We start from the raw sequence: 24,802 nt of genomic DNA on the forward strand, positions 1-24,802 counted from the left end.
ATGAAAACTTATTTTATTATAGGGTAAGACTTTTCTTGGCTGTGTCTATGATGGCTTTACGGGCGAAGACTAAGTGTCGACGTTTACCGCCCAGTTGTCGCCATAACACGGCGCTGCGCATGGCTGCTAGCAGCAGGGCGCGAATTTTGTGTTGTACCAGTGGACGTTGCAGACACAGTGGATTGCCTGAGATCTGAATCTTCGGTCCAAGATTACTGATAATGTCGCTGTAAATACTGGCCAGATTGGCAATGACTTGCTCGTCGGTGATCGCAAAATGATGTAGTTGGCGATTCACTTGATTGATGCGCTCAGCAAGCATGGCTAACCCGCTGTTCGAGCGAGTTAATTTACGTTCAAGCGCCAAAATGCCGACCAGATAGCGGGTGATTTCCACATCTTTTTGACTGCTGTCGCCCAGTTGGTTTAACACCAACTGATAACCTTTGTGCAGCGCGGCCTTGTCTTGATAGACATCGGCGGCGCTTTCAGGGTCGGTCACTAAAATAGTGTTTAAACTGGCCGCCAGCTCATCCGTGTCACTCTCACCATGACGGGCTAAATACTGAACTTGCGCAATGGCCTGCAGTATTCCTGCAAAGGCCATAGTGCGATTATGGAGCTGCTCGTTCACGGCTTATCCTCGGATCAGTTGATCGATAATCCCGCCACCTAGGCACACTTCGCCATCGTAGAATACCGCAGATTGGCCAGGCGTTACGGCGGCAACAGGCTCGTCAAACACCACCTTGAGGGTATTGTCATCAAGATAGGTGAGGGTGCAGGGGATATCCTGCTGGCGGTAACGGGTTTTCACCACAATCTTGCTGCCTTCGGCGGGACCTTTGCGGTCGACCCAATGCAATTGATTGACGAGCATGCCGTTGGACATCAAACGCGGGTGATGCCCACCTTGGCCAACCACCAAGACATTACGTTTGAGATCTTTATCGACCACGTACCAAGGATCGTCGTTGCTGTTTTTCATGCCGCCAATGCCCAGACCTTTACGTTGACCTAAGGTGTGGTACATCAAGCCTTGGTGCTTGCCAATGATTTCGCCTTCGGCTGTTTCGATATTGCCCGGTTGCGCTGGTAAGTAATTACCTAAGAACTCGGTGAATTTACGTTCACCGATAAAGCAAATGCCAGTGCTGTCCTTTTTATCATGGGTAATTAAGCCCATTTTCTTCGCGATTTCACGCACTTCGTGCTTTTCGAGTTCACCAACGGGGAACAGGCTACGCGCCACTTGTTCATGGCTTAAGGTATACAGGAAGTAGCTCTGATCCTTGTTGTTATCGACACCGCGTAGCATTTGCGTGGTGCCATCGGCATTATCGCGGCGGCGCACATAGTGGCCCATGGCGATATAGTCGGCATCGAGGATATCGTCGGCAAAGTCTAAAAAGGCTTTAAATTTGATTTCTTTGTTGCACATGATATCGGGGTTAGGGGTACGACCCGCCTTGTATTCGGCGAGGAAGTACTCGAACACATTGTCCCAATATTCGGCGGCAAAGTTGACCGTGTGCAGTTTGATCCCAAGCTTGTCGCAAACGGCTTGAGCATCCTTTAAATCTTCGGCGGCCGCGCAATACTCGTCGTTGTCATCTTCTTCCCAGTTCTTCATGAAAAGGCCTTCAACCTGATAGCCTTGCTGCATAAGCAAATAGGCTGAAACAGATGAATCAACACCGCCGGACATGCCGACAATGACTTTTTTTCCTGTATGAGTGGGTTCGATTGATGTCATAGATCCTAAAAACCATTGAGTATATGTATTGGTTAGCCGCGAGAATGACTCACCTTAGTGGGCCACGCTCACGTTAAAATCTGCGTCTTCGCTTAGACTGTGTTTGATGGCAGACAAGCGGGCGATTCATCGAGCGAGTGTTTGCTAAAACAGCGCTTAAATGCCGTGTTGAATCGCGAATTTACGCGGGGGCGTATTCTATCACGCCTTGTCGCTTGGGGCTATCTTTGACATCCCGTCAGACGCTGACTATCGAGTAATTCGAGGGAATAGGTTTGCCCCTGTTGTTGCTGATGGCGGTAATCCTTAAGGCAATCGAGCACCAATGGGCTACGAAGCTGTTGCGTTTTGGCTTCGATTTGCTCAAAGCTCAGCCAATGGGCGGCATCAATATCCGCATCCTGTGGCTGAGGTGGGAGCAGCGCATCGACTTGTACGAAAAAGGTAAAGCGCACAAAAGCGAGTGCTTCACTGGCACTAAACTGATAAATCCCCACTAAACCCTGTGGCTTAAGAGTAAGCCCCGTTTCTTCGAGCACTTCACGTTTACAGGCCTGGATCAGACTCTCATTCGCTTCTAAATGTCCGGCGGGCTGGTTAAGGCGCTGCTCGCCATCGATCCACTCTTCTACCAACAGATACTTATCTTCGGTAGGAGCGTGGATAATACAGGCCACAGTCACATTGGGTTTGTATCTGAGTTTTTCTGCCACGCTAATCACCTTTTTATCTGTTGGCTGGGCACAATGACATCCTGTTTATTGCATTCGCAGTGTTGTTAAATCATCCAGCCTTTTGAGTCACTTGGATGCATTTATGTTCACCCGTGGCTAAATCATCTAGACTCCATTGGCCTATTTTATAACGAATGAGTCTTAAGGTTGGAAAACCAATATGGGCCGTCATCCGCCGAACTTGGCGATTACGCCCTTCATGGATTTGAACTTCCAGCCAAGTGGTAGGGATGTTTTTTCGCTCACGGATCGGCGGATTACGCGGCCAAACATTCGGCGTCGCCATGATGCTGACCTTAGCGGGGAGTGTCATACCATCTTTTAATTCAACCCCTTGGCGCAATTTTGCTAAATCTGCTTCCGTGGGTTCTCCCTCGACTTGCACCCAATAGGTTTTAAAGGTTTTCTTTTTTGGCTCAGTGAGTTTGGCCTGAAGTTGACCATCGTTGGTGAGAAGTAACAAGCCTTCACTGTCACGATCCAATCGCCCTGCGGCGTACACTTCCGGAATAGGGATGTAATCCTTTAAGGTTTTACGGCCTTGCTCATCGGTAAATTGGCACAGGACATCGAACGGCTTATTAAATAAGACGATCATCGGCTCGCCTTGGGTTTTTGTGCGTGCAGCCGTTGAGCGCTGCTGCGGGCGAGGCTTGGCGCCGCTACGCTCAGCACTGTTTCGCTTGGCGTTTGCACCTTGCTGTAAACTTGGCTTGGCATTCTTGGCGAAGGTATGGGGTTTCTTGGCGCTATTGCGGTTATCCACCGGATTGGCGCGCCCTGTAGCGGGGCGTTTCCCGCTGGCGCGTGGGCTGGATGCGGTTGCTGGCGTGCTGTTTTTGTTCATGCTGTGGCTAATAGTCGCTGTAAGCTGACGACCGAACTTAAAAGTTTGAGGACGTGTATCAATAATCTGTACACAGTGTACTTGGCATTCGCCGTTAGTGGAATTTGAATATTACTGCGAATGCTCTATGATGTCGGCCTGAAAATGTGATCTACGCCTAAATGTTTGTTAGGTATTAATGAGTCGATTTACCCACGTTGGCGAACGCAAAGAGGATGTTGCCGCGGGTTTTGAGGTAGCAGAGGCGTTCACGATTGCCTCGATAGAGAATTCCGCCGTGCCAATGTTTGTTCGTCATGATATAAAATTATTATAAAAATATTAAATTTTACAATAATGTAGGATGTAACATGAAAGATAACTCACCAACAATTATTTATACCGAAACCGATGAAGCACCAGCTCTGGCAACGCTTTCTCTGTTACCTATCATCAAAACCTTTACCGATGCGGCGGGTGTTGCGGTTGAAACCCGTGATATTTCTTTATCGGGCCGTGTGATTGCTAATTTCCCTGAAAAACTGACTGACGCGCAAAAGATTGGCGATCACTTAGCTGAGCTGGGTGAATTAGCTAACCAACCTGAAGCTAACATCATCAAACTGCCAAACATCAGTGCCTCAATTCCGCAGTTAAAAGCTTGTATTTTAGAGCTGCAACAGAAAGGTTACGACATTCCCAATTATCCTGACGAGCCAAAGACTGACGAAGAAAAGTCTATCAAAGCGCGTTACGACAAGATCAAAGGCAGTGCGGTAAACCCAGTACTGCGTGAAGGTAACTCTGATCGCCGCGCGCCGCTGTCAGTGAAAAACTTCGCTAAGAAAAACCCACACTCAATGGGTAAGTGGACCAAAGAGTCTCAATCACACGTTGCTCACATGAGTGAAGGTGACTTCTACGGTAGCGAGCAGTCAGTGACGCTGGCTAACGCAGACACAGTTAACATCGTACTGTCGCAAAAAGACGGTCAAGAAGTGGTATTGAAATCTGGCCTGAAACTGCTAGCTGGTGAGATCATCGACGCGTCAGTGATGAGCAAAAAAGCCCTAGTTAGCTTCTTTGAGCGTGAAATCGCCAATGCCAAGGCCGAAAACGTGTTGTTATCACTGCACCTTAAAGCCACCATGATGAAAGTGTCCGATCCCATTATGTTCGGTCACGCAGTCAAAGTATTCTTCAAACCTGTGTTTGATAAACATGCGTCATTATTTGCTGAATTAGGCGTTGATGTGAACAACGGCTTTGGCGATGTATACGCCAAAATCGCTAGTTTACCAGCCGATGTTCGTGCACAAATTGAAGCGGATATCGCCGCCGTTTATGCTGAGCGCCCAGCGCTGGCGATGGTGGATTCTGACAAAGGCATCACCAACTTACACGTACCAAGCGACATCATTATCGATGCTTCTATGCCTGCAGCCATTCGTTCATCAGGCCAAATGTGGGGTCCTGATGGCAAGTTGCACGACACTAAAGCGCTGATCCCAGACCGTTGCTACGCGGGTGTGTATCAAGAAACTATCGCTTTCTGTAAAGAGCATGGTGCCTTCGATCCAAGCACTATGGGTAGCGTGCCAAACGTTGGTCTGATGGCGCAAAAAGCCGAAGAATATGGTAGCCACGATAAAACCTTCGAAATCCCAGCGGATGGCGTGGTTAACGTGATTGATGCCAGTGGCAAAGTGTTAATGAGCCACAACGTCGAAGCGGGCGATATTTGGAGAATGTGCCAAGTTAAAGACGCTCCAATTCGCGACTGGGTGAAATTAGCTGTACGCCGTGCACGCTTAAGCAATACTCCTGCGGTATTCTGGTTAGATGCGAATCGCGCCCACGATGCGCAGCTGATCGCTAAAGTGAAGCAATATCTACCTGAGCATGATACTGACGGTTTAGACATCAGCATCATGTCACCAGAAGAAGCGACTCGTTTCTCATTAGTGCGCATTAAAGAAGGTAAAGATACTATTTCTGTTACCGGTAACGTACTGCGTGACTACCTGACTGACTTGTTCCCAATCCTCGAATTGGGTACCAGTGCTAAGATGCTGTCTATCGTGCCATTAATGAATGGCGGTGGCCTGTTCGAAACGGGTGCGGGCGGTAGTGCGCCTAAACACGTACAACAGGTTGAGAAAGAAGGTCACTTACGTTGGGACTCATTAGGTGAGTTCCTGGCTTTAGCGGCTTCTTTAGAGCATTTAAGCCAAACTGTGGGTAATCCTAAGGCGCAAGTACTGGCAGATACCTTAGATCAAGCCATCGGTCAGTTCTTAGATAGCAACAAGTCGCCATCAAGACGCGTTGGTGAGCTGGATAACCGTGGTAGCCATTTCTATCTGGCGATGTACTGGGCACAAGCTTTAGCCGCTCAAACCAAAGATGAGCAGTTACAAGCTCACTTTATTCCATTAGCGCACGCGTTAAGCGCAAATGAGCAAGTGATTGTTGCTGAGCTAAACAATGCGCAAGGTGCGCCTGTGGATTTAGGCGGTTACTATCGTTTAGACGCGGCAAAAGCTGAAAAAGCCATGCGCCCAAGCGAGACACTGAACAAGTTATTAATTGCTTAACGATTTATCGTTAACTTAGCATTAATACTGAAAAGGCCTGCATTGCAGGCCTTTTTTATCACATTCAATCTTCAAGAAAGCTATTAATCGCCCAATAAAAAGGCAGGGATATAATCCCTGCCTTTTAGATCATTGGCCTCACCAAACGTTATTTTGTTGGTGAAATGGCTGAAGCGTGCATTCCTTTTGGACCCTGTTCTACTTCAAATTGAACTGGTTGGCCTGCTTTTAGAGTTCTATAGCCTTCCATTTCAATGGTAGAATAGTGTGCAAAAACGTCCTCGCCACCTTGATCAGGGCAAATAAACCCGAATCCTTTGGCGTTGTTGAACCATTTAACAGTTCCGCTTGCCATACTTCCACTTCCTTCTGTTGTCTACTTACCAGTAAGATAGTAAAACCTGTATAGACGGGATTGTTTCACCGTCTGAGCTACAGAATGTAAGGAGTAAAAGCGGAAGTCAAGCTAAAATTAACAAAGAGGTAACAACTAATTAATTTGAAGATAGCAATTGGAAGAGGCCAACACGAGAGGCTAGTATTAAAAAATGGGTAAGACAGGAAACATAGAACACGTTGAAGAGCGTGTGGAATCTGAGTTAATGCCACCTTCGATGTATAAGGTGATCCTTAATAATGACGATTACACTCCAATGGATTTTGTGATCGAAGTGCTGCAAATCTTCTTTCGCAAGAATGAGCAGGAAGCCACAGATATCATGTTGACTATTCATCACCAGGGAAAGGGTATCTGCGGGATTTTCCCCTACGGCATTGCAGAAACTAAGGTGATACAAGTAAATCAATTTGCAAGACAAAACCAACATCCGTTACTGTGTTCGTTAGAGAAGGCTTAACCGCGCTTACTCTGTTGTCAGTTGTTAATTTTGGGGGTGCTTATGCTGAACAAAGATCTGGAAGTCACCTTAAATCTGGCGTTTCAGCAAGCCAGAGAGGCACGTCACGAGTATATGACAGTTGAACATCTGTTATTGGCTCTGATCGACAACCCTGCGGCTCAAGAAGCGCTAATCGCCTGTGGAGCGAATTTAGATAAACTCAGAGATGAAGTAGCAAGCTTTATCCAACAAACCACCCCAATCATTGCAGATATGGATGATGATAAAGAGACCCAGCCAACGCTTGGGTTTCAGCGGGTGCTGCAACGCGCCGTTTTCCATGTGCAGTCTTCGGGCCGCAATGAAGTCACTGGTGCCAATGTGCTGGTGGCCATTTTTAGTGAGCAAGAATCCCAAGCCGTGTATCTGCTGCGTCGCAGCGACATCAGTCGTTTAGATGTGGTGAATTATATTTCCCATGGTTTTTCAAAAAATGAGGACAGCGACGCCCATCAAGATCACGAACGCATCGAAGATCAAGCCGAAGCGGGTGAAGAGCGCAGCATGTTGTCGCAGTTTGCGAGCAATCTAAACCAGCTTGCAAAACAAGGGATTATCGATCCACTCATCGGCCGCGATCAAGAAATAGAGCGGGCAATTCAAACCCTATGCCGTCGCCGTAAAAATAATCCGCTGTTAGTGGGTGAAGCGGGCGTGGGTAAAACTGCGATTGCCGAAGGTTTGGCCTATCGAATCGTTAATAATCAAGTGCCAGAGGTGATGTCGCAGGCGACGGTTTATTCCCTCGACTTAGGCTCCTTGCTTGCTGGCACTAAATACCGTGGCGATTTCGAAAAACGTTTCAAGAGTCTGCTTAAGGAGCTTAGCGCCGATAAGCACGCTATTTTATTTATCGATGAAATTCACACCATCATTGGTGCGGGCGCCGCATCGGGTGGGGTGATGGATGCGTCGAACCTGCTTAAGCCGTTATTATCGAGCGGTAACTTGCGTTGCATGGGCTCAACCACCTTCCAAGAATATCAAAGCATTTTTGAGAAGGACCGCGCATTGGCGCGTCGTTTCCAAAAGGTCGATATCAATGAGCCTTCAGTGGTTGAAACCACGAAGATTCTGATGGGGCTCAAGGCTAAGTACGAAGAGTACCATGGCGTACGTTATACCCAAGCGGCGATTAATAGTGCGGCTGAACTGTCGGCAAAACACATTAATGACCGTCATTTACCCGATAAAGCCATCGATGTGATCGATGAGGCGGGTGCGCGCATGGCCATGTTGCCACAGAGCAAGCGTAAGAAAACCATCGGTCAGGCCGAGATTGAAACCATAGTGGCGAAGATTGCTCGGATCCCAGAAAAGTCTGTCTCTGCCACCGACAAAGACTTACTGCGTAATCTTGAGCGCAATCTCAAGATGGTGGTCTTTGGTCAAGATAAGGCGATTGAGTCATTAAGTTCGGCGATTCGTTTATCACGCAGTGGATTAGGGACCGATAAAAAGCCTGTGGGCAGCTTCTTATTTGCAGGCCCAACCGGGGTCGGTAAGACAGAAGTCACCAATCAGTTAGCCAGTTGCCTTGGCATGAAACTGGTGCGTTTCGATATGTCTGAGTACATGGAAAGCCATACGGTTTCTCGCTTAATTGGTGCGCCTCCAGGTTATGTGGGCTACGACCAAGGTGGTTTATTGACCGATGCTGTGATTAAGAATCCCCATTGCGTGGTGCTGCTCGATGAAATTGAGAAGGCTCACCCCGATGTGTATAACCTGTTGCTGCAAGTCATGGATCACGGCACCTTGACCGATAACAACGGTCGCAAGGCGGACTTTAGGCATGTCACCTTAGTGATGACGACAAACGCAGGGGTTCAGGAAACGATCCGTAAGTCCATTGGATTTACGCAGCAGGATCATACCCAAGATGCCCTGTCGGAAATCAACCGGGTATTTTCGCCAGAGTTCCGTAACCGCTTAGATTCCATCATTTGGTTCAACCATTTAGACATGACCATCATTGCCAAAGTGGTGGATAAATTCTTGGTGGAATTGCAGGCGCAACTGGATGCGAAACATGTGGTGCTTGAAGTCAGCGATGAAGCCAGAACTTTACTCGCCGAGAAAGGCTATGATAAGAGCATGGGCGCGCGGCCAATGGCCCGTGTGGTGACAGAGCTTATCAAACGTCCGTTAGCGGATGAAATCCTCTTCGGTGAGCTTGAGCATGGCGGTATTGCCCATGTCGATGCGAAGGAAGGGGAAATCGTTATCCACACCGAACGGCATGAGAAGAGTACCAGCAAAGCGTAAACGCTTTGAAATCCAATAAAAATGGCTGCAATTGCAGCCATTTTTCTGATCTTTCGCCAACAAAAAAACCCGGCCTCGCCGGGTTTTTCAACTAAGGGGTACTATTAGCGTGCGCGGAAGACAATACGACCTTTGGTCAGATCATAAGGAGTCAACTGAACGGTCACTTTGTCACCAGTCAGGATGCGGATGTAGTTTTTGCGCATTTTGCCAGAAATGTGGGCTATCACCACATGACCATTTTCAAGCTCTACGCGGAACATTGTGTTTGGCAAGGTTTCAAGGATAGTGCCTTGCATTTCAATGTTGTCTTCTTTCGCCATTAATTAGTTATCCCATTAGCCTTCGAATATAAAAAACGGGCGTATCATGCCGCAAATTCACCTTGCTGTAAAGGGGAAGTGCCTAGCAAACTTGGGAATACTCCCAGCCTTGGGGGGTTAAAATCTGGTAAGGGCGGTATAAGCGCTTGTAGGACATTTTTCGATTGGCATCAATTTGATATCCGAGATACAGAAATTCTTTGTCCTGTAATTTTGCTAAGCGGCACTGGAGTAAAATCAGCAGTGAGCCAAGGGAGCGCCGTTCTTCGTCGGGGTCAAAATAACTGTAAATGGCCGACAAACTATTGGGGAGTGTATCTGTGACAGCTACCGCTAAAAGTCGATTACCATCATAGACTTCGATAAAGGTTGGCGGTAGCCAATGGCAAAATAAAAACTGCTCATATTGCGATTTACTCGGGGGAAACATGGGGCCATCGAAGTGGCGCTCACTGATGTATTTTTCATATAGGGCATATTGAGCCTCGGTGTGCTCAGAGGTAATACGCCAAGTTAAATCGCGGTTATGGGCTAAGTTGCGTTTTTGCCGTTTAGAAGGCATGAATTCATTAATCGGCAGACGAATCGGCTGACAGGCACTGCAACGAGGACAGCGCGGTTTATAGATGGCGCTGCCACTGCGGCGAAAACCTATGGCTAATAGGCGGTCAAATAAAATCGGGTCGAGTGTTTCCTCTTGGATCACCAACAGCTGTTCCTGCTGTCCATCCAGATAGCTGCAGGGAAAGATTTGGCTGATCCCAATGGCGATGGGCGTGTTACTCGCGTTAGAGTTCAAGTGTGACCTCACTCGCTATCCAAGCCGCAGGGTTGACTGGCTTATCCCTAAACTGAGTTAAGAGCTGAATAAAATCAGCGCGTTTCACCAGTTTTGCCCCTAAGCTCTCAAGGTGTGGATTCATCACTTGTGCGTCAATCAGTTTAAAATTCATTGTGATAAGATGCTGTTGCAACACCGCCATGGCCGCCTTTGACGCGTTAGTTTCGCGGTGGAACATGGACTCCCCACAAAAGACTTGGCCGATGGCAATGCCATAAAGGCCGCCAATTAAACGCTCGCCGTGCCAGACTTCGACGGAATGGGCATGGCCATTATGGTGTAACTCGCGATAAGCCATTTGAATTTCATGGGTTATCCAAGTGCCAGCTTGTTTACGCCGAGGTTGAGCACAACCCGCCATGACATCGGTAAAGGCATGGTTGATGGTGAAACGCCAAGGCTGTTTTTTTAAATATTTCCGTAAACTGGTGCTGATATTCACTTGGCCAGGAATAAAAATGGCGCGGGGATCCGGTGACCACCACAAAATGGGATCGTCGGCGTTAAACCAAGGAAAAATACCATGATAATAGGCGGTCAATAAACGTTCAGGGCGGAGATCTCCGCCTATCGCCAATAAACCGTTTGGATCGGTTAGGGCGAGTTCGGGCGAAGGAAAAGCTTCAAATTCGTGATTCAGAAAAGACAGTGAGTTCACAATTGCGTATGATTCAGTAATAGACCCTTATATTAAGTTAGCGGAAATTCGGATATGTGGAAACCTACACTAGCGAGCTTTATGTTTATTTGTGCTTTAGTGATTTCTCCCGTGCAAGCAGGCTACGATCGTAATCAGGCTGTGCCGGTCGAAAAAGTCCTCTATGGCGATATCAACTCGGTACGCAATATCACCGAAACCCAATTGATTGAAGACAGAAACCAAGGTTGGAAAACCTTTGGTGGCGCCTTAGCGGGCGGGGTGATTGGTCATCAATTTGGTGGCGGCTCAGGCCAAGATATCGCAACGGTATTGGGGGCGTTGATTGGCGCAGGTGTTGGCAATCGTTATGGCAGTGGCACCACAGTGCAATCACTTAAGCTAGTGGAGCTGATGATCACTCAGGAAGATGGCACGCAAGTCATGGTGATCCAAGATTATGATCCCGGCATGGTGTTCAATGCGGGAGATAGGGTACGTGTGGTGTACCTGCAAGGTGGGGTTCGCGTTGATTTAGCCATGTGATAAAGTACGAACTTAAGCGTAACTGCCTATAAACAATACAAAAGTGTAAACGGTGATAGAATGACACGGACAGAACTAACCCAATATTTAGCCGATTTTTTGCGCGTAGCGGCCTTTAAAGATTACGCCCCGAATGGATTACAGGTTGAAGGGAAAGCAGAGATCCGCACTATAGTGACAGGTGTGACGGCGTGCCAAGCGTTAATTGATGAAGCGATCCGCCTAAAAGCCGATGCGATTTTGGTTCACCATGGCTTTTTCTGGAAGAGTGAACCAGAGGTGATCACTGGCATGAAACAGCGCCGGATCAAAGCTTTACTCGCCCATGATATCAACTTGTTCGGCTATCACTTGCCCTTAGATGCTCATCCTATGTTGGGTAACAATGCCACACTTGGCCGCAAACTTGGGATCCTCGATGCCGAAGCGGTTGAAGATGTTGCGCAGGGGCTCGTGTGGCGTGGCAAACTGGATTTACCCGTGAGTGCCAGTGAATTTGCCGCAACCTTAGGTGAAGTGCTTGGCAGAACGCCATTGCATATTGGTGAAAGCTCGGATGAAATCCAGCACTTAGCTTGGTGTACAGGTGGCGCTCAGGATTATATCGATATTGCCGCAAGCCTTGGGGTCGATGCGTTTATCAGTGGCGAAGTGTCCGAGCGGACGTTCCACAGTGCGGTGGAGCAGGGTATCCACTATTATGCTGCGGGTCACCATGCGACCGAGCGTTTTGGCATTGAGGCGCTGGGGCGTCATCTCGCCCGCGAATTTAATTTAGTGCACCATTTTGTGGATATCGCTAACCCAGTCTAATGGCGTTGCCTTATCGACATAGAGTAAATGAAAGGCGAGCCATGCTCGCCTTTGTTTTATGTAAATTACCCCTAATTTTAAATCAGCCCTAGGGTCGATAGAATAAAAATGCCTAAGGTGCAGGTGAGCAGTGAGCAAACTGTGGTGAGGGCGATAATATTGGCCGCTAAGGTGGCATTTCCCCCCATGGCCCGCGCCATCACATAGCTTGCGGCCGCCGTGGGCGCGGCGCTCATCAAAAACACTAAAGCCAGTTCCACACCGCGATAGCCAAGTATCAAGGCTCCTAGGGTGATAAATAGTGGAGCAAAGATCAGTTTTAACGCGGTCGAGAACCAAGTGGAATACTTTTCATGCCTGAGCGAGCCAATATCCAGTGAGCCGCCGGTGCACAGCAGTGCTAAGGGGAGCGTCATATTGGCAAAGTATTGTCCGGCATCGAGGACCATTTTAGGGACAGGGATCGCCAGCAGATAAAACAGCATGCCGAGCATAATGGCAATGATCAGCGGGTTTTTAGTGATGGTTTTAATGATCACCGCAAAGGCGCGGCGGCTCGATTCCTCTCCCCGTGGGCTTAAACAAATTACGGCTTGAATATTGTAGAGCAGCGTCATGGACGCCACATAAACGGCCGCTAAGGCAACGCCCGATTCGCCGTAGGCATTCGAGACATAGGCTAAGCCGATAATGGCGGTATTGGCTCTAAATCCCCCTTGAATGATGACGCCTTGATCCTTCGGCTCGGGGAAAAATCGTTTCGTCGCGTAGGTCGAGAGGATAAAAAACAGTAAGTTGGCTAATAAGCCATAACCGATTAATGGCGCACTGGCGGCAAGATCGTGATGCGAGCTGATGATGCTGAGGAACAACAGCGCGGGCAGGGTGACATTAAAAACCAGCTTAGAGGCGACATCAATAAAGTGCTCATCAATCACTTGGGTGCGTTTAAGCATCACGCCTAAGGCTAACATTAAACAGATGGGACCGGTTATTGAAGCAGAAAACAACAACTGCTCAATGATATTGCCCATAACTTCTCCTCGAAAATTCCATAGTGCGTTGCCGCAGAAATAGTGCGCTTAGCTATTACACTCAGCCATTACTGTTTAGTCATCACCGCTCACTAGATAGAGCAACTTTAGCCACAGGCGCGATAGTGTCGCACAGTGAGTCGCTTGTCGAGAGCACATCAACTTACGTTTCCAGAAAAGCGTAACGGGATGTTTTTACCAACAAATAAGGCCGCATTAAATGCGGCCTTATGTCGATTTAGCTGTAGCTTGACTCGTGTTTAGCCTAGCTTACTTCACACGCATGCCAGGTTGTGCGCCTTCGTGGGGTTCTAAAATCCACAAATCGCTACCACCTGGGCCTGCTGCCAGTACCATGCCTTCTGACATGCCAAAACGCATCTTACGTGGCGCAAGGTTAGCGACCATCACTGTCAGCTTACCTTCGAGATCCTCAGGCGAGTAGGCCGATTTAATGCCTGCAAATACCTGACGGGTCTCGCCGCCGATATCCAATTGCAGTTTTAACAGTTTGTCGGCTTCGGCCACATGCTCGGCTTTGACGATACGCGCAATACGCAGATCGATTTTAGCGAAATCTTCAAAGTTGATGGTGTCGCTAATCGGATCGGTCGCCAATGGGCCCTTAGGTGCTTCTGGCTCGCTCGTGGCTTGCAGGTTTTCTTTAGAGTCGGCCACCATAGCGTTAACCTTGTCTAATTCAACACGTTGCATCATGGCTTTGAATGGTGCAATTTCATGGCCAGCCATATCTTGGTTTAGCGCATCCCAAGTTAAGGTCTGTTGGAAGAAGGCTTCAACATCCAACGCTAAACGTGGCAACACAGGTTTTAAGTAAGTGACCAGAATGCGGAACAGGTTCAGGGCATTCGAACACACTTGGTGCGCCGCTTCCTGTTGATCGTCTTGCTTCACTAACTGCCAAGGCGCGGCATCGGCGACAAAACCGTTGGCGATATCGGCCAATGCCATGATTTCGCGCATCGCTTTACCGTATTCGCGGGTTTCATAGAACTCGGCGATTTGCTCTTGCTTAGCTAAAAACGCATCTGTGAGCGTAGTGTCGGCAATCTTGGCCAACTTGCCATCGAAACGCTTAGTGATAAAACCCGCGGTACGAGATGCTAGATTCACCAGCTTACCCACTAAGTCTGAGTTTACGCGTTGTACGAAGTCTTCTAAATTCAGATCGAGATCGTCGATACGGCTGCTCAGCTTGGCGGCGTAGTAGTAGCGTAAGTATTCAGGATCTAAGTGGTCTAAATAGGTGCGCGCCTTAATAAAGGTGCCCTTAGATTTAGACATCTTAGCGCCGTTTACTGTTACATAACCGTGGGCGTAGACGCTGTTAGGCTGACGGTAGCCCGAGCCATGGAGCATGGCTGGCCAGAACAGACTGTGGAAGTAAACGATGTCTTTACCGATAAAGTGATAAACTTCGGCCTTAGAATCCTTCGCCCAAAATTCGTCAAAACTCAGCTCGGGACGTTTGTCACAGAGGTTTTTGAATGAGCCCATATAACCGATAGGCGCATCTAACCATACGTAGAAGTATTTGCCCGGTGCATCTGGGATCTCAAAGCCAAAGTAAGGCGCATCGCGGGTAATATCCCATTGCTGCAGTCCCTGTTCGAACCATTCGTCGAGTTTGTTGGCCATTTCGGTTTGCAGTGCACCCGAGCGAGTCCACTCTTTGAGCATGTCTTCGAAGGCGGGTAAGTCGAAGAAAAAGTGCTCAGTGTCCTTCATCACAGGCGTCGCACCAGAGACGGCTGACTTAGGGTTAATCAGCTCAGTTGGACTGTAAGTTGCGCCGCAGGCATCACAGTTATCGCCGTACTGATCCGGTGACTTACACTTAGGGCAGGTGCCTTTGACGAAGCGGTCTGGCAGGAACATCGACTTTTCAGGGTCAAATAACTGAGAAATGCTCTTGCTCTTGATATAGCCATTAGCGCGCAGTTTTAAGTAAATATCACTCGCCAGCACGCGGTTTTCTTCACTGTGGGTGCTGTGATAATTATCGAAGGCGATATTAAAATCGGCGAAATCCTGCTGATGATCTTTGTTGACTTGAGCGATCATTTCTTCAGGCGCCATGCCTAATTGCTGCGCCTTGAGCATAATCGGTGTGCCGTGGGCGTCATCGGCACAAATATAGTGGCACTCATGTCCACGAAGCTTTTGATAACGCGACCAGATATCCGTCTGGATGTATTCCAGCATGTGACCTAAATGAATCGGTCCGTTCGCGTAGGGAAGTGCGCTGGTCACGAGAATTTTACGTTGTGAAGTTGCCATCTTGTCTCAAATATCGTGGTGGGCCAAAAATAATGGTAGAGATACTAACCGATTACAGGATGATTTTCATCAAAACCTGAGTCGATTGGGTTAAATCTGCGCTAATGTTTTTGTCATTATCTGGTACACTTGGGCAAATTTATTGGTGGGGGTAATTCTTTTGTCTTCAACTCAAACTGATTATCGTTTAAATGACGATCTTCTCGGGCCCGTTCTGGCCATTCTCGATGCATATATCGACCCGTATTTAGCGAAGGGGTTAGTGAGCGCAGGATGCGTGAATAAATTGGCGATTGAAGGTAAGCGTTTGCAGCTTGGCTTAGTCTATCCATACCCTTGCATGACCCAATACCGTGATACTGTTATGGCACTCACCAACAAACTCGCGGTGCTGGATGCCATCGACGAAGTTGAGTGCGAAATCGATTTCCAACCAAAAGTATATTCGGCGATTGCCTCTATCGCACCGATTGCCAATGTGAAGCAAGTGATTGCCGTCGCATCAGGTAAAGGCGGTGTGGGTAAATCGACCACGGCGGTTAACCTTGCCTTAGCTCTTGCTGCAGAAGGTGCCCAGGTCGGTATTTTAGATGCCGATATTTATGGTCCTTCCGTCCCATTAATGCTCGGGATCCCCAACTTCAGACCCGTTTCCCTCGATGGTAAACACATGAGCGCCGCCAGCGCCCATGGCATTGCCGCCCAATCGATTGGTTTTATGTTAAGTGGTGATGAGGCAGCAGTATGGCGTGGCCCTATGGCGGCGGGCGCTCTTGCGCAGCTGCTCAATGAAACCCAGTGGCCTGAACTGGATTATCTGGTGGTCGACATGCCGCCGGGGACTGGTGACATTCAATTAACCCTGTCACAAAAAGTCCCAGTGAGTGGCGCTGTGATTGTGACAACGCCGCAGGACATCGCACTGGCCGATGCCAAGAAAGGCATCACCATGTTCCAAAAGGTGAATATCCCCGTCCTTGGGATTGTTGAGAATATGAGTTTCCATTTATGCCCCGAGTGTGGTCATAAAGAACACCCATTTGGTACGCACGGTGGCAGTAAAATGGCCGAGCGTTATCAAGTTCCACTGTTAGGCGCCTTACCGCTGCACATCAATATCCGTGAAGCCATGGATGTGGGTGCGCCGACGGTTGTGGCCGAGCCTGACAGTGAAGTGGCGGCACTTTATCGGGAAATTGCCCGTAAAGTGGGCGCCGAATTGGCTCTCAAACAGAGTCAAAAAACAGTTTCTATTAGCGTATCAGATGACGAGTAAGGTTTAAGGGTATGAATTCTCAGCAGTGTGTCATTATTGCAATTGCTGGCGCGTCAGCATCGGGCAAGAGTTTAATTGCCAAGACGATTTTTGACGAACTTCGCCGCGATTTAGGCACAGATCAGATTGGGGTAATTAACGAAGACGCGTACTACCGCGATCAGAGTCATTTATCCATGGATGAGCGTGTGTTAACCAACTACGACCATCCTAAGGCGTTAGACCATCAGCTGCTATGCACGCACTTGCAGTTGCTCAAGTCTGGCGAAGCTGTTGATATTCCTTGTTATAGCTATACCGAACATACGCGTATGGCTGAAACTGTGAAAATGACACCGAAAAAAGTGATCATTTTAGAAGGCATTCTGCTGTTAACAGACCCTAAATTGCGTGAATTGATGGATGCGAGCGTGTTTATGGATACGCCGCTGGACATCTGCTTCCTGCGCCGTTTAACCCGCGACGTGGCCGAGCGTGGCCGTACGATGGAATCGGTGATTTCACAGTACAAGAAGACAGTGCGTCCCATGTTCCTGCAATTTATTGAACCTTCAAAACAATACGCTGATATTATCGTGCCTCGCGGCGGTAAAAACCGTATCGCGACCGATATTTTAAAGACTCGTATTCAACACCTACTGGCAAAATAACGACTAAAACTCAGGGAGTAAAAGGCAAGATGCGCTTAACCGATATCGAAATTGAACAGGCCCTTGATAACGGCTCGATTGTGATTGAACCTCGCCCAAGCAACGATGCGATTTCTGGTGTGAGTGTCGATGTGCGATTAGGGGGGCAATTTCGCGTCTTTAAAGATCATACCGCGCCTTTTATCGACCTGAGTGGTCCGAGTACGGAAGTGCAGGCGGCGCTTGATCGGGTGATGAGCGAAATCATCGAAATCCCTGACGGCGAAGCCTTCTTCCTGCATCCCGGTGAATTGGCGCTCGCCGTGACCTATGAGAGCGTGACGTTGCCTGCCGATATCGTCGGTTGGCTCGATGGCCGCTCTTCACTGGCGCGTTTAGGTTTGATGGTGCACGTCACTGCACACCGAATTGATCCGGGTTGGCAGGGTAAAATTGTGCTCGAGTTTTATAACAGTGGTAAGTTGCCTTTAGCGCTGCGTCCACGGATGACCATTGGTGCATTAAACTTTGAACGTTTAAGCGGCCCAGTGGCGCGTCCTTATAACAAGCGTAAAAACGCGAAATATAAAGATCAGCAAGATGCGGTCGCCAGCCGTATCAGTCAGGACTAATACCCTTGATTTGGGTTAATGGGGTATCACAGGCAAGCATTGCTCCCATGGACAGAGGGCTTGCCTATGGTGATGGCCTATTTGCCACGATGCGAACCGATGCGCATGGCATTTTATTTTTTGAGCAGCACCAAGCTCGTCTTACGGCGGGCGCTGCGCGGCTAGGGTTCGACTGGCAAATGAGTCAAGCCCTAAGCCAACAACTCGATACTCTCGCCAAGCAATACCCACAGCACTGCATTAAATTGATGCTCACGCGGGGCGTCGGTGGCCGAGGCTATGCGCCGCCAGAGCAGGTTCAAGTCACTGAAGTGGTCTCTGTTCATCCTATTCCTGCCCAATATGCCTTGTGGCAGCAACAGGGCATTCGCCTTGCGACGTCAGCGGTCCAATTAGGCCATCAACCTTTATTGGCGGGCATAAAGCACCTTAATCGCCTCGAGCAAGTGTTGATCAAATCTCAGCCCTTACCACAGGGTTTTGATGATTGGTTGGTGCTGGATTGCACTGGGCAGGTGATTGAGTCCTCGATGGCCAATATCTTTTTTGTCAAAGGCAATCAAGTGATTACCCCATCGTTGGCGCACTGCGGCGTCGCGGGTGTGATGCGCGAGCAAGTTATGTTAGCCTTACTTGCACAGCAGATGAATATCGATTGTTTGCCGTTTGGCGCCGAGCGTTTAGTGGAGTTTGACTCGGCATTTATCACTAACAGCGTCTTAGGTGTAGTGGATGTGCTGGCGATTGATTCGCACACTTTTACTCCTTCTCCTTTGACAGCAGATCTTAGACAAACACTTTCACTCTCACTATGAAGAAAATCATTCTGATCGCAAGTTCTACTTTGTTGACCTTGCTGACCTTAGCTTGTTTGGTTGGTTATTGGGGCTATCGAACGATTATTGATTACAGCCAAACCCCCTTAGTCTTAACCGAAGCCAAAGAATTAACCATTGCCCGTGGCACCAGTGTGCACCAATTAGCGCTGCAGTTAGAAACCGATGGTGTTATCCAAGACAAATGGAAACTCAAATGGTTACTGAGATTGCGCCCTGAGCTGGCGAAGATCCGTACCGGTCTTTACGAGATGTCTCCTTCGCAGTCGATTGCCGACTTACTCAACGATTTAGTTAATGGCAAGGTGAAAACCTTTAGCCTGACTTTAGTCGAAGGCAAAACCATTGCCGAGTGGGAACAACAACTCGCGAGTGCGCCGCACTTACAGTTGTCCCCCGAAGTCTTTAGTGCGGTATTGATGGAGCAGGGCGACGATTCTGCGTTGCCCGAAGGAAAATTCTTCCCCGATACTTACCACTACACCGCCGATAGCGATGCTAAGGCGCTGCTCACCCAAAGTTACAAGATGATGGAGCAGGAGCTGGCCAAAGCATGGGCGGAGCGTGTGCCCGGTTTACCACTTAAATCGCCCTACCAGATGTTGATCTTGGCATCGATTGTCGAAAAAGAAACTGGCCAAGCGTTTGAGCGTGATCAAATCGCTGGCGTCTTTATCAATCGACTCAATCTGGGGATGAAGCTGCAAACCGATCCAACGGTCATTTATGGTATGGGCGATAGATTTAAAGGCAATATCACCCGTAAAGATCTCGTCGAAGAGACCCCTTTTAACACTTACCGGATTTTCGGTTTACCGCCAACGCCGATTGCTGCGCCGAGTAAGGCGTCATTGCAGGCGGTGTCTAAACCTGCCAAGGTCAGTTATTTATATTTTGTGTCGCGCAACGATGGCACCCATGTGTTTTCGACCACCTTGGAAGAACACAATCGCGCCGTCGATATTTATCAGAGAAAGAAAAAATGACCCAAGCATCCGCCAAATTCATTGTTGTTGAAGGACTGGAAGGCGCAGGCAAATCGAGTGCGATTGCCCTTATTCGCGATTTTATTGAAAAACATACCGGCCTTGCACCCGTGTGTACCCGCGAGCCAGGCGGTACGCCGCTGGCCGAGCGCATTCGTGACTTAGTGAAAATTGCTGACCCAAGCGATCCTCTGTGTGATGAGTCCGAATGTTTATTGATCTACGCCGCCAGAGCCCAGCTCGTCGCCAATGTGATCAAACCCGCGCTGGCAGAAGGTAAGTGGGTGTTAGGGGATAGACACAATCTTTCATCCTTAGCTTACCAAGGTGGTGGACGCGGCTTAATGCCTTTAGTTGAAGCCGTGAGTGACGCGACGCTCAAAGGCTTTAAACCCGATTTAACCCTCTATCTTGACCTTGATCCAAAGCTTGGGCTGCAGCGCGCAGCAAAGCGGGGAGAGCTAGATAGGATCGAGCAACAAGCCATCGACTTTTTTGAACGGGCGCGCGCAACTTACCTCAAGCTTGCCAGCGAAGATGAGCGGATTGTCGTCATCGATGCCAGCCAAACCATGGCCGAAGTGCATAAAGATATTCTGGCCGTGTTACAGGCGATGGCATGGTAACGCAAAGCGGATTTGATGTATTAACCCTGCCTTGGCTTGATGCGCCAAGACAGGCGTTTTTAACCCAGTTACAAACCCAAAAAGTCCCCCACGCGCAACTCGTGGGTATCGATTCCGCCTATGGCGGTGAACTTCTGAGTGTGTTTATGGCGCGCGCCGCCATGTGTTCGCAACCCACTCCTGCGGGTGGATGTGGTTTTTGTAAGTCCTGCCAGCTATTTGATGCGGGTAATCACCCCGATTTTTATCAAATTGAGGCCGATGGCCATCAAATTAAAGTCGACCAAATCCGTGAGCTGTGTACCCGCTTGAGTGCAACCGCCCAGCAGAGTGGTCGGCGCGTCGCCATCATTCACCACTGCGAGCGCCTAAACTCAGCCTCTGCCAATGCCTTACTCAAGACGCTTGAAGAGCCGGGCAAAGACACCTTACTGCTATTACATTCCGATACGCCTGCGCGTTTAATGGCAACGATCAGCAGCCGTTGCCAGCGGCTTCCCTTTGTGGCGCCGTCTAAGATGTTGATCAAAAACTGGTTAATTCAGCACTGTCAGATCCAAGAGGATGTGACTTGGTGTTTGAGTGTGGTCGGCGGCCCATTAAAGTTGGCCGAAAGTTTGCAGACTGATGGGGCACAGCCGAGTCGCTATCAAACTTTGTTAGGTTTTCGCAAAGATTGGGCGCAAAGTTTGTCGTCAGGCCATCTGTGTGCTAGTTTGTTAACGATAAGTGAACAACAAATCATTGATGCTCTTAAGGTTTTATACTTACTCCTGAGACAAATTTTACTGAAGTACGGCGACCAAGATGCGTTTGTGCAAGCGCAAATAGGGAACTTGGCGGCGAAAATCATGGGAATGTGTCATAGCTTAAGTGCAATGCCGAGTGTCAATTATTTAGGCTTGTGTCAAAGTTATGTCTTAGAATATAGAGAAATAACAAATAAGTAACATGCCATGGTCGATCTTGTCGTCAATTTTGATACCTTACATCAGCTTTATCGCGCCTATATGCCGTTTATCAAACCGGCAGGGCTGTTTGTCGCCACCGGGGAAACCCATTACCTCGGTGAGACGTTAACTATTGCCTATCGTTTACCCGGCGCGACCACCTCAAACGAGTTCCGTGGAGTGGTTGTGTGGATTAATCCGCTGGGCGCATCGGGCGGCCGCCCCGTGGGGATTGGGATTAAAATCGTTTCAGATCCTGATAGCCATAAACACCATATCGAAAAACTGTTATCCCGAGAGCTCGCTTCGGGCGACTTAACCTGCACTATGTAACTTTTATCTTGGTCAGCTAGGGCCTACATTTAACCTGAACTCGGGGTAACGAGTGTCGAAAAATCTAAATTTAACAACCTAAATCAATGCTGTAACCAATTTTTTTAAGTTGATAATATTTTCTGACTGAATGCGCAGATTTTTGGGCATATCAAGGCGCTCTGTCGTACGCCATAGCGAGCTATGGTTAGACTGAGCAACGCAAAGAGGCCCGAAAAGATGCCTATTCAGCGGCTCTACTTATCCCGAGCTCAGGTTATTTAGTGCTGAGTGAAGCCTTAGCGGAATTTGACCTCGATCCCATCGCTGAGTATCCTTGTGCTCCTTTTTTGTTTCTCTGTGTGGAAATTGCTGTGCTTATCGATTCACATTGTCATCTCGATCGCCTGAAAGCGGCGCCCGATCAACAAACCTTAGAACTCATTCTCGCTAACGCTAAGGCGCGCGGTGTCGACTATATGCTCTGTGTCAATGTGCGCCAGCAGGGATTCGAGTCGATGCGTGACAAGGTTGCCGCTTTCGAGCAAGTTTTTTTGTCTTCGGGCGTGCATCCGCTGGATGTGAAAGACGGCCTCGATGTTGAGCAAATTCGCCGTTTTGCGATAGATCCGAAAGTGGTGGCTATTGGTGAAACCGGCTTAGATTATTTTTATGCCGATGAGACCAAAGCCCTGCAACAACAGTGTTTTGAGCAACAAATTGCCTTAGCTCTTGAAGTCAATAAGCCGTTGATTGTTCACACCCGTGATGCTCGTGAAGACACCATCAACATGCTTAAAGCGGGGCAGGCGGACAAAGTCGGCGGTGTGTTGCATTGCTTTACGGAAAACTGGGAAATGGCCAAGGCGGCGATTGACTTAGGTTTTTATATTTCCGTCTCCGGCATTGTGACCTTTAAAAACGCCGGTGAGTTAAGAACCGTGATCCGCAAAGTGCCGAAAGAGCGTTTATTGGTGGAAACCGATTCGCCTTATCTTGCGCCTATTCCACACAGAGGACAGGAAAATCAACCCGCTTATGTGCGTGATGTGGCTGAGTTTGTGGCAGAGCTGCGCGGAGAGCGTTACGAAGAGCTTGCCGAGTACACCAGTGAGAACTTCTTTAACTTGTTTAAGGATGCGGCCCGTTTAGTCGGCCGATAATGTGTCAACTCTTGCTGAAGTCCGCAAAGGCTAAGCTTTTACTTACGCCTTGTGAGTAAAATGGTCGTCGGTAAAGCTAGCTCCATAAAGCTAACACCTAATAGCTTAATTTGATTAGGCGTAAGCCCATAAAAAAAAGGCCCAAAACGATTCCAACTGTTTGGGCCTAGGGGAATGGCTCGTTGAAGAGCCGTGCGCTACAGATGAAAGCGCCATGCAGTGCGCTTTACAATAGACTCAGTGTAGTTGAGTTTAGTGTGAGTGACACTTTCTCCGCCCCGTTTTTTAGGTTATTTCTCGCTAAAAAATCGCCGATTTATAACCATTATGCCTGTGGTGGTAGCAATAGGACTTTATCTTTTACTAAGTCTCTGGGCAGGCTGTTTTTTAATTTATTGCCTAAATGTTTAGCCATGCCTAAAGGCGCGCCGCCATAACAGACAATCACTTCACCTTGAGCTTTGCCCGCCGTATCGAGGGGAATATCTCGTCCCATCAAATACTCTTTCGCCTGCTCATCGCTAACGTCGACGACTTTAGCGCCGTTTTTTGCCCCAGCTTTAAGCGTTTTACACGCAAGCGCAATAATCGCCTCATGGCGGACTTTAAAGCCATGTTTACTGTGGTCGGCAAGCTTAACCCCAATCCGCTGAAAGCGCATTTTGCCAATAAAGTCTCTAAATTCGTGGGGGAAGAGCCAAAACTCATCGTCACGCACCATAATGAGATCATCGGGCAGTTCGATACCTAGATCATCGGCAAAATAGGCTTGAATGGCTTTGGCTTGTTTGGCACTCGCCTCCGTAAAGGGGAAATTCTTTTGCAATTTAGGCTCAGGTTGCAGACGGGGCACGGAGCGGGTTTTAGTCAGCTTAGCGACAAAAAAGCCTTCACTGTCGTAAATTTGCGGCCAAACGTGCAAAAAGCCTTCTGGCGTAGTGGCTTTTTCAGCGCCATCAAACAATTGGCTTAAGGATTCAAATTGCACCGCATCGCCATAGGTTTGCTGTAAATATTCGCACACGCCTTGGTTTTCATGCCGATTAAGGGTGCAAGTGGAATACACTAAACTGCCACCCGGTTTTAACGCCAAAAAGGCGGATTCGATTAACGCTTTTTGGGTTTCGCTAATTTCGATTACTTCATCGAGGGACCAAGATTTTAACGCGTCCGCATCTTTACGAACTGTGCCTTCACCACCACAGGGAGCATCAATCAATACCGCATCAAAACTTTCATACAGATATTCGCCAAATACCCGTCCATCAAAGTGGGTTAGGGCACAGTGACTGGCACCCATGCGTAGCACATTGGCATGGAGCACTTTGACGCGGCTGGCGGAATATTCATTGGCGACTAATAAGCCTTGATTATTCATCAATGCCGCCATTTGAGTGGTCTTAGAGCCGGGCGCAGAGGCTAAATCTAATACACATTGCCAATCCGCATTCGGGGTAAATAGCGCTGTGGGGGGCAACATGGAGCTGGCTTCTTGGATATAGAACAATCCCTGAATATGCTCTAGGGCGTTGCCGAGCTGCTCTTCTTCATCGTAGCTTATCCAGAAGCCATCCTCACACCATGGAATGGGCGCAAAGGTCCATCCTTTGGGCTGCATTAACTGCTTAAAGTCTTCACTGCTGATCTTTAAGGTATTGACGCGAATCGAGCGGCGTAGTGGTCTCGAACAGGCCGCGATAAAGTCATCCATTGAGAGATGGGCGGGCAGTTCTTGGGCAATAGTATTGATAAAATTTTGATTTAATTGAACCATAATGGGATTAGGCTGTGTATCAACTGCGGCAAGTATATCATAA

At 48.4% G+C, this 24,802-nt stretch carries 26 protein-coding genes; 14 read left to right on the forward strand and 12 right to left on the reverse strand.

The genetic code is table 11. The annotated features are described in order from the left end of the window. Positions 1-16: 16 nt before the first annotated feature. The 5 genes from hflD to M0415_RS21425 form a co-directional block, all read right to left on the reverse strand. The gene (hflD, locus tag M0415_RS03645; RefSeq protein ID WP_249555586.1) at positions 17-634 is read right to left on the reverse strand and encodes a high frequency lysogenization protein HflD; all 618 of its coding nucleotides are present in this window, start codon (positions 632-634) and stop codon (positions 17-19) included. 3 nt (positions 635-637) lie between these two features. Next, positions 638-1,756 carry a tRNA 2-thiouridine(34) synthase MnmA gene (mnmA, locus tag M0415_RS03650; RefSeq protein ID WP_249555575.1) on the reverse strand — a complete coding sequence of 373 codons (1,119 nt, stop codon included), beginning with the start codon at positions 1,754-1,756 and terminating at the stop codon, positions 638-640. 221 nt (positions 1,757-1,977) lie between these two features. Next, positions 1,978-2,469: an NUDIX hydrolase gene (locus M0415_RS03655; RefSeq protein WP_249555574.1), complete on the reverse strand. Its 492-nt coding sequence runs from the start codon at positions 2,467-2,469 to the stop codon at positions 1,978-1,980. Positions 2,470-2,539: 70 nt separating this feature from the next. Then, the gene (locus M0415_RS03660; RefSeq protein ID WP_249555572.1) at positions 2,540-3,337 is read right to left on the reverse strand and encodes an rRNA large subunit pseudouridine synthase E; all 798 of its coding nucleotides are present in this window, start codon (positions 3,335-3,337) and stop codon (positions 2,540-2,542) included. A gap of 175 nt (positions 3,338-3,512) precedes the next feature. Continuing rightward, a complete protein-coding gene (locus tag M0415_RS21425; protein ID WP_258405807.1) occupies positions 3,513-3,635 on the reverse strand; it encodes a hypothetical protein in 123 nt (40 codons plus the stop codon). A 52-nt stretch (positions 3,636-3,687) separates the two neighbouring features. On the opposite strand from M0415_RS21425, the gene M0415_RS03665 reads away from it, so the two are divergent. After that, a complete protein-coding gene (locus M0415_RS03665) occupies positions 3,688-5,913 on the forward strand; it encodes an NADP-dependent isocitrate dehydrogenase (RefSeq protein WP_011716769.1) in 2,226 nt (741 codons plus the stop codon). Positions 5,914-6,061: 148 nt separating this feature from the next. Here M0415_RS03665 and cspD read toward each other — a convergent pair whose 3' ends face one another. Next, positions 6,062-6,268, reverse strand: a complete 207-nt coding sequence (gene cspD / locus M0415_RS03670) for a cold shock domain-containing protein CspD (RefSeq protein ID WP_011072576.1) — start codon at positions 6,266-6,268, stop codon at positions 6,062-6,064. 193 nt (positions 6,269-6,461) lie between these two features. Here cspD and clpS point away from each other — a divergent pair, with 193 nt between their 5' ends. Together clpS and clpA are read left to right on the forward strand one after the other, a co-directional pair. After that, positions 6,462-6,770, forward strand: coding sequence for an ATP-dependent Clp protease adapter ClpS (gene clpS / locus M0415_RS03675; protein ID WP_011622425.1), 309 nt, complete (start codon positions 6,462-6,464; stop codon positions 6,768-6,770). A 42-nt stretch (positions 6,771-6,812) separates the two neighbouring features. Next, complete coding sequence (clpA, locus tag M0415_RS03680; RefSeq protein ID WP_249555571.1) at positions 6,813-9,080, forward strand: ATP-dependent Clp protease ATP-binding subunit ClpA; 2,268 nt, start codon at positions 6,813-6,815, stop codon at positions 9,078-9,080. A 104-nt stretch (positions 9,081-9,184) separates the two neighbouring features. Here the strand turns inward: clpA and infA are convergent, their stop codons facing one another. The 3 genes from infA to aat form a co-directional block, all read right to left on the reverse strand. Further along, a complete protein-coding gene (infA, locus tag M0415_RS03685) occupies positions 9,185-9,403 on the reverse strand; it encodes a translation initiation factor IF-1 (protein WP_006081934.1) in 219 nt (72 codons plus the stop codon). Between the two features lie 82 nt (positions 9,404-9,485). Continuing rightward, positions 9,486-10,202 (reverse strand): arginyltransferase, encoded by a 717-nt coding sequence (locus M0415_RS03690; RefSeq protein WP_249555569.1) that lies wholly within the window; start codon positions 10,200-10,202, stop codon positions 9,486-9,488. Then, the gene (gene aat / locus M0415_RS03695) at positions 10,192-10,902 is read right to left on the reverse strand and encodes a leucyl/phenylalanyl-tRNA--protein transferase (protein WP_249555567.1); all 711 of its coding nucleotides are present in this window, start codon (positions 10,900-10,902) and stop codon (positions 10,192-10,194) included. Before aat ends, M0415_RS03690 begins: the two co-directional genes overlap by 11 nt. 54 nt (positions 10,903-10,956) lie before the next feature. Between aat and M0415_RS03700 the strand changes: the two genes are divergently transcribed. After that, positions 10,957-11,427, forward strand: coding sequence for an outer membrane lipoprotein (locus M0415_RS03700; protein WP_069455124.1), 471 nt, complete (start codon positions 10,957-10,959; stop codon positions 11,425-11,427). A 60-nt stretch (positions 11,428-11,487) separates the two neighbouring features. Continuing rightward, complete coding sequence (locus M0415_RS03705) at positions 11,488-12,240, forward strand: Nif3-like dinuclear metal center hexameric protein (RefSeq protein WP_249555565.1); 753 nt, start codon at positions 11,488-11,490, stop codon at positions 12,238-12,240. 77 nt (positions 12,241-12,317) lie between these two features. On the opposite strand, the gene M0415_RS03710 is transcribed toward M0415_RS03705, so the two are convergent. Continuing rightward, positions 12,318-13,274: an AEC family transporter gene (locus M0415_RS03710; protein ID WP_023267346.1), complete on the reverse strand. Its 957-nt coding sequence runs from the start codon at positions 13,272-13,274 to the stop codon at positions 12,318-12,320. A gap of 270 nt (positions 13,275-13,544) precedes the next feature. After that, a complete protein-coding gene (gene metG, locus M0415_RS03715) occupies positions 13,545-15,575 on the reverse strand; it encodes a methionine--tRNA ligase (protein WP_249555563.1) in 2,031 nt (676 codons plus the stop codon). Positions 15,576-15,735: 160 nt separating this feature from the next. Here metG and apbC point away from each other — a divergent pair, with 160 nt between their 5' ends. From apbC to M0415_RS03760, 9 genes are all read left to right on the forward strand, one after another. Further along, a complete protein-coding gene (apbC, locus tag M0415_RS03720) occupies positions 15,736-16,851 on the forward strand; it encodes an iron-sulfur cluster carrier protein ApbC (RefSeq protein ID WP_249555556.1) in 1,116 nt (371 codons plus the stop codon). 11 nt (positions 16,852-16,862) lie between these two features. Beyond that, positions 16,863-17,501: a uridine kinase gene (gene udk / locus M0415_RS03725; RefSeq protein WP_011072566.1), complete on the forward strand. Its 639-nt coding sequence runs from the start codon at positions 16,863-16,865 to the stop codon at positions 17,499-17,501. Positions 17,502-17,530: 29 nt separating this feature from the next. Then, complete coding sequence (gene dcd, locus M0415_RS03730) at positions 17,531-18,112, forward strand: dCTP deaminase (protein ID WP_011622434.1); 582 nt, start codon at positions 17,531-17,533, stop codon at positions 18,110-18,112. Positions 18,113-18,117: 5 nt separating this feature from the next. Beyond that, positions 18,118-18,927 carry an aminodeoxychorismate lyase gene (gene pabC / locus M0415_RS03735; RefSeq protein WP_249555554.1) on the forward strand — a complete coding sequence of 270 codons (810 nt, stop codon included), beginning with the start codon at positions 18,118-18,120 and terminating at the stop codon, positions 18,925-18,927. Beyond that, positions 18,924-19,934, forward strand: coding sequence for an endolytic transglycosylase MltG (gene mltG / locus M0415_RS03740; protein ID WP_249555552.1), 1,011 nt, complete (start codon positions 18,924-18,926; stop codon positions 19,932-19,934). The genes pabC and mltG overlap by 4 nt, the downstream gene beginning before the upstream one ends. After that, the gene (gene tmk, locus M0415_RS03745) at positions 19,931-20,560 is read left to right on the forward strand and encodes a dTMP kinase (protein ID WP_249555550.1); all 630 of its coding nucleotides are present in this window, start codon (positions 19,931-19,933) and stop codon (positions 20,558-20,560) included. Before mltG ends, tmk begins: the two co-directional genes overlap by 4 nt. After that, positions 20,554-21,510: a DNA polymerase III subunit delta' gene (gene holB / locus M0415_RS03750; RefSeq protein ID WP_249555548.1), complete on the forward strand. Its 957-nt coding sequence runs from the start codon at positions 20,554-20,556 to the stop codon at positions 21,508-21,510. The genes tmk and holB overlap by 7 nt, the downstream gene beginning before the upstream one ends. A 6-nt stretch (positions 21,511-21,516) precedes the next feature. Beyond that, positions 21,517-21,843, forward strand: coding sequence for a PilZ domain-containing protein (locus M0415_RS03755; protein ID WP_011622439.1), 327 nt, complete (start codon positions 21,517-21,519; stop codon positions 21,841-21,843). Between the two features lie 353 nt (positions 21,844-22,196). Beyond that, on the forward strand, positions 22,197-22,985 hold the full coding sequence (locus M0415_RS03760; protein ID WP_249556604.1) for a TatD family hydrolase: 789 nt from the start codon (positions 22,197-22,199) through the stop codon (positions 22,983-22,985). Positions 22,986-23,310: 325 nt separating this feature from the next. On the opposite strand, the gene rsmF is transcribed toward M0415_RS03760, so the two are convergent. Then, a complete protein-coding gene (gene rsmF / locus M0415_RS03765) occupies positions 23,311-24,759 on the reverse strand; it encodes a 16S rRNA (cytosine(1407)-C(5))-methyltransferase RsmF (protein ID WP_249556603.1) in 1,449 nt (482 codons plus the stop codon). Between the last annotated feature and the right edge of the window lie 43 nt (positions 24,760-24,802).

It is taken from the genome of Shewanella sp. 10B, from assembly GCF_023475885.1.
Taxonomy (GTDB): Bacteria; Pseudomonadota; Gammaproteobacteria; order Enterobacterales; family Shewanellaceae; genus Shewanella; species Shewanella mangrovisoli.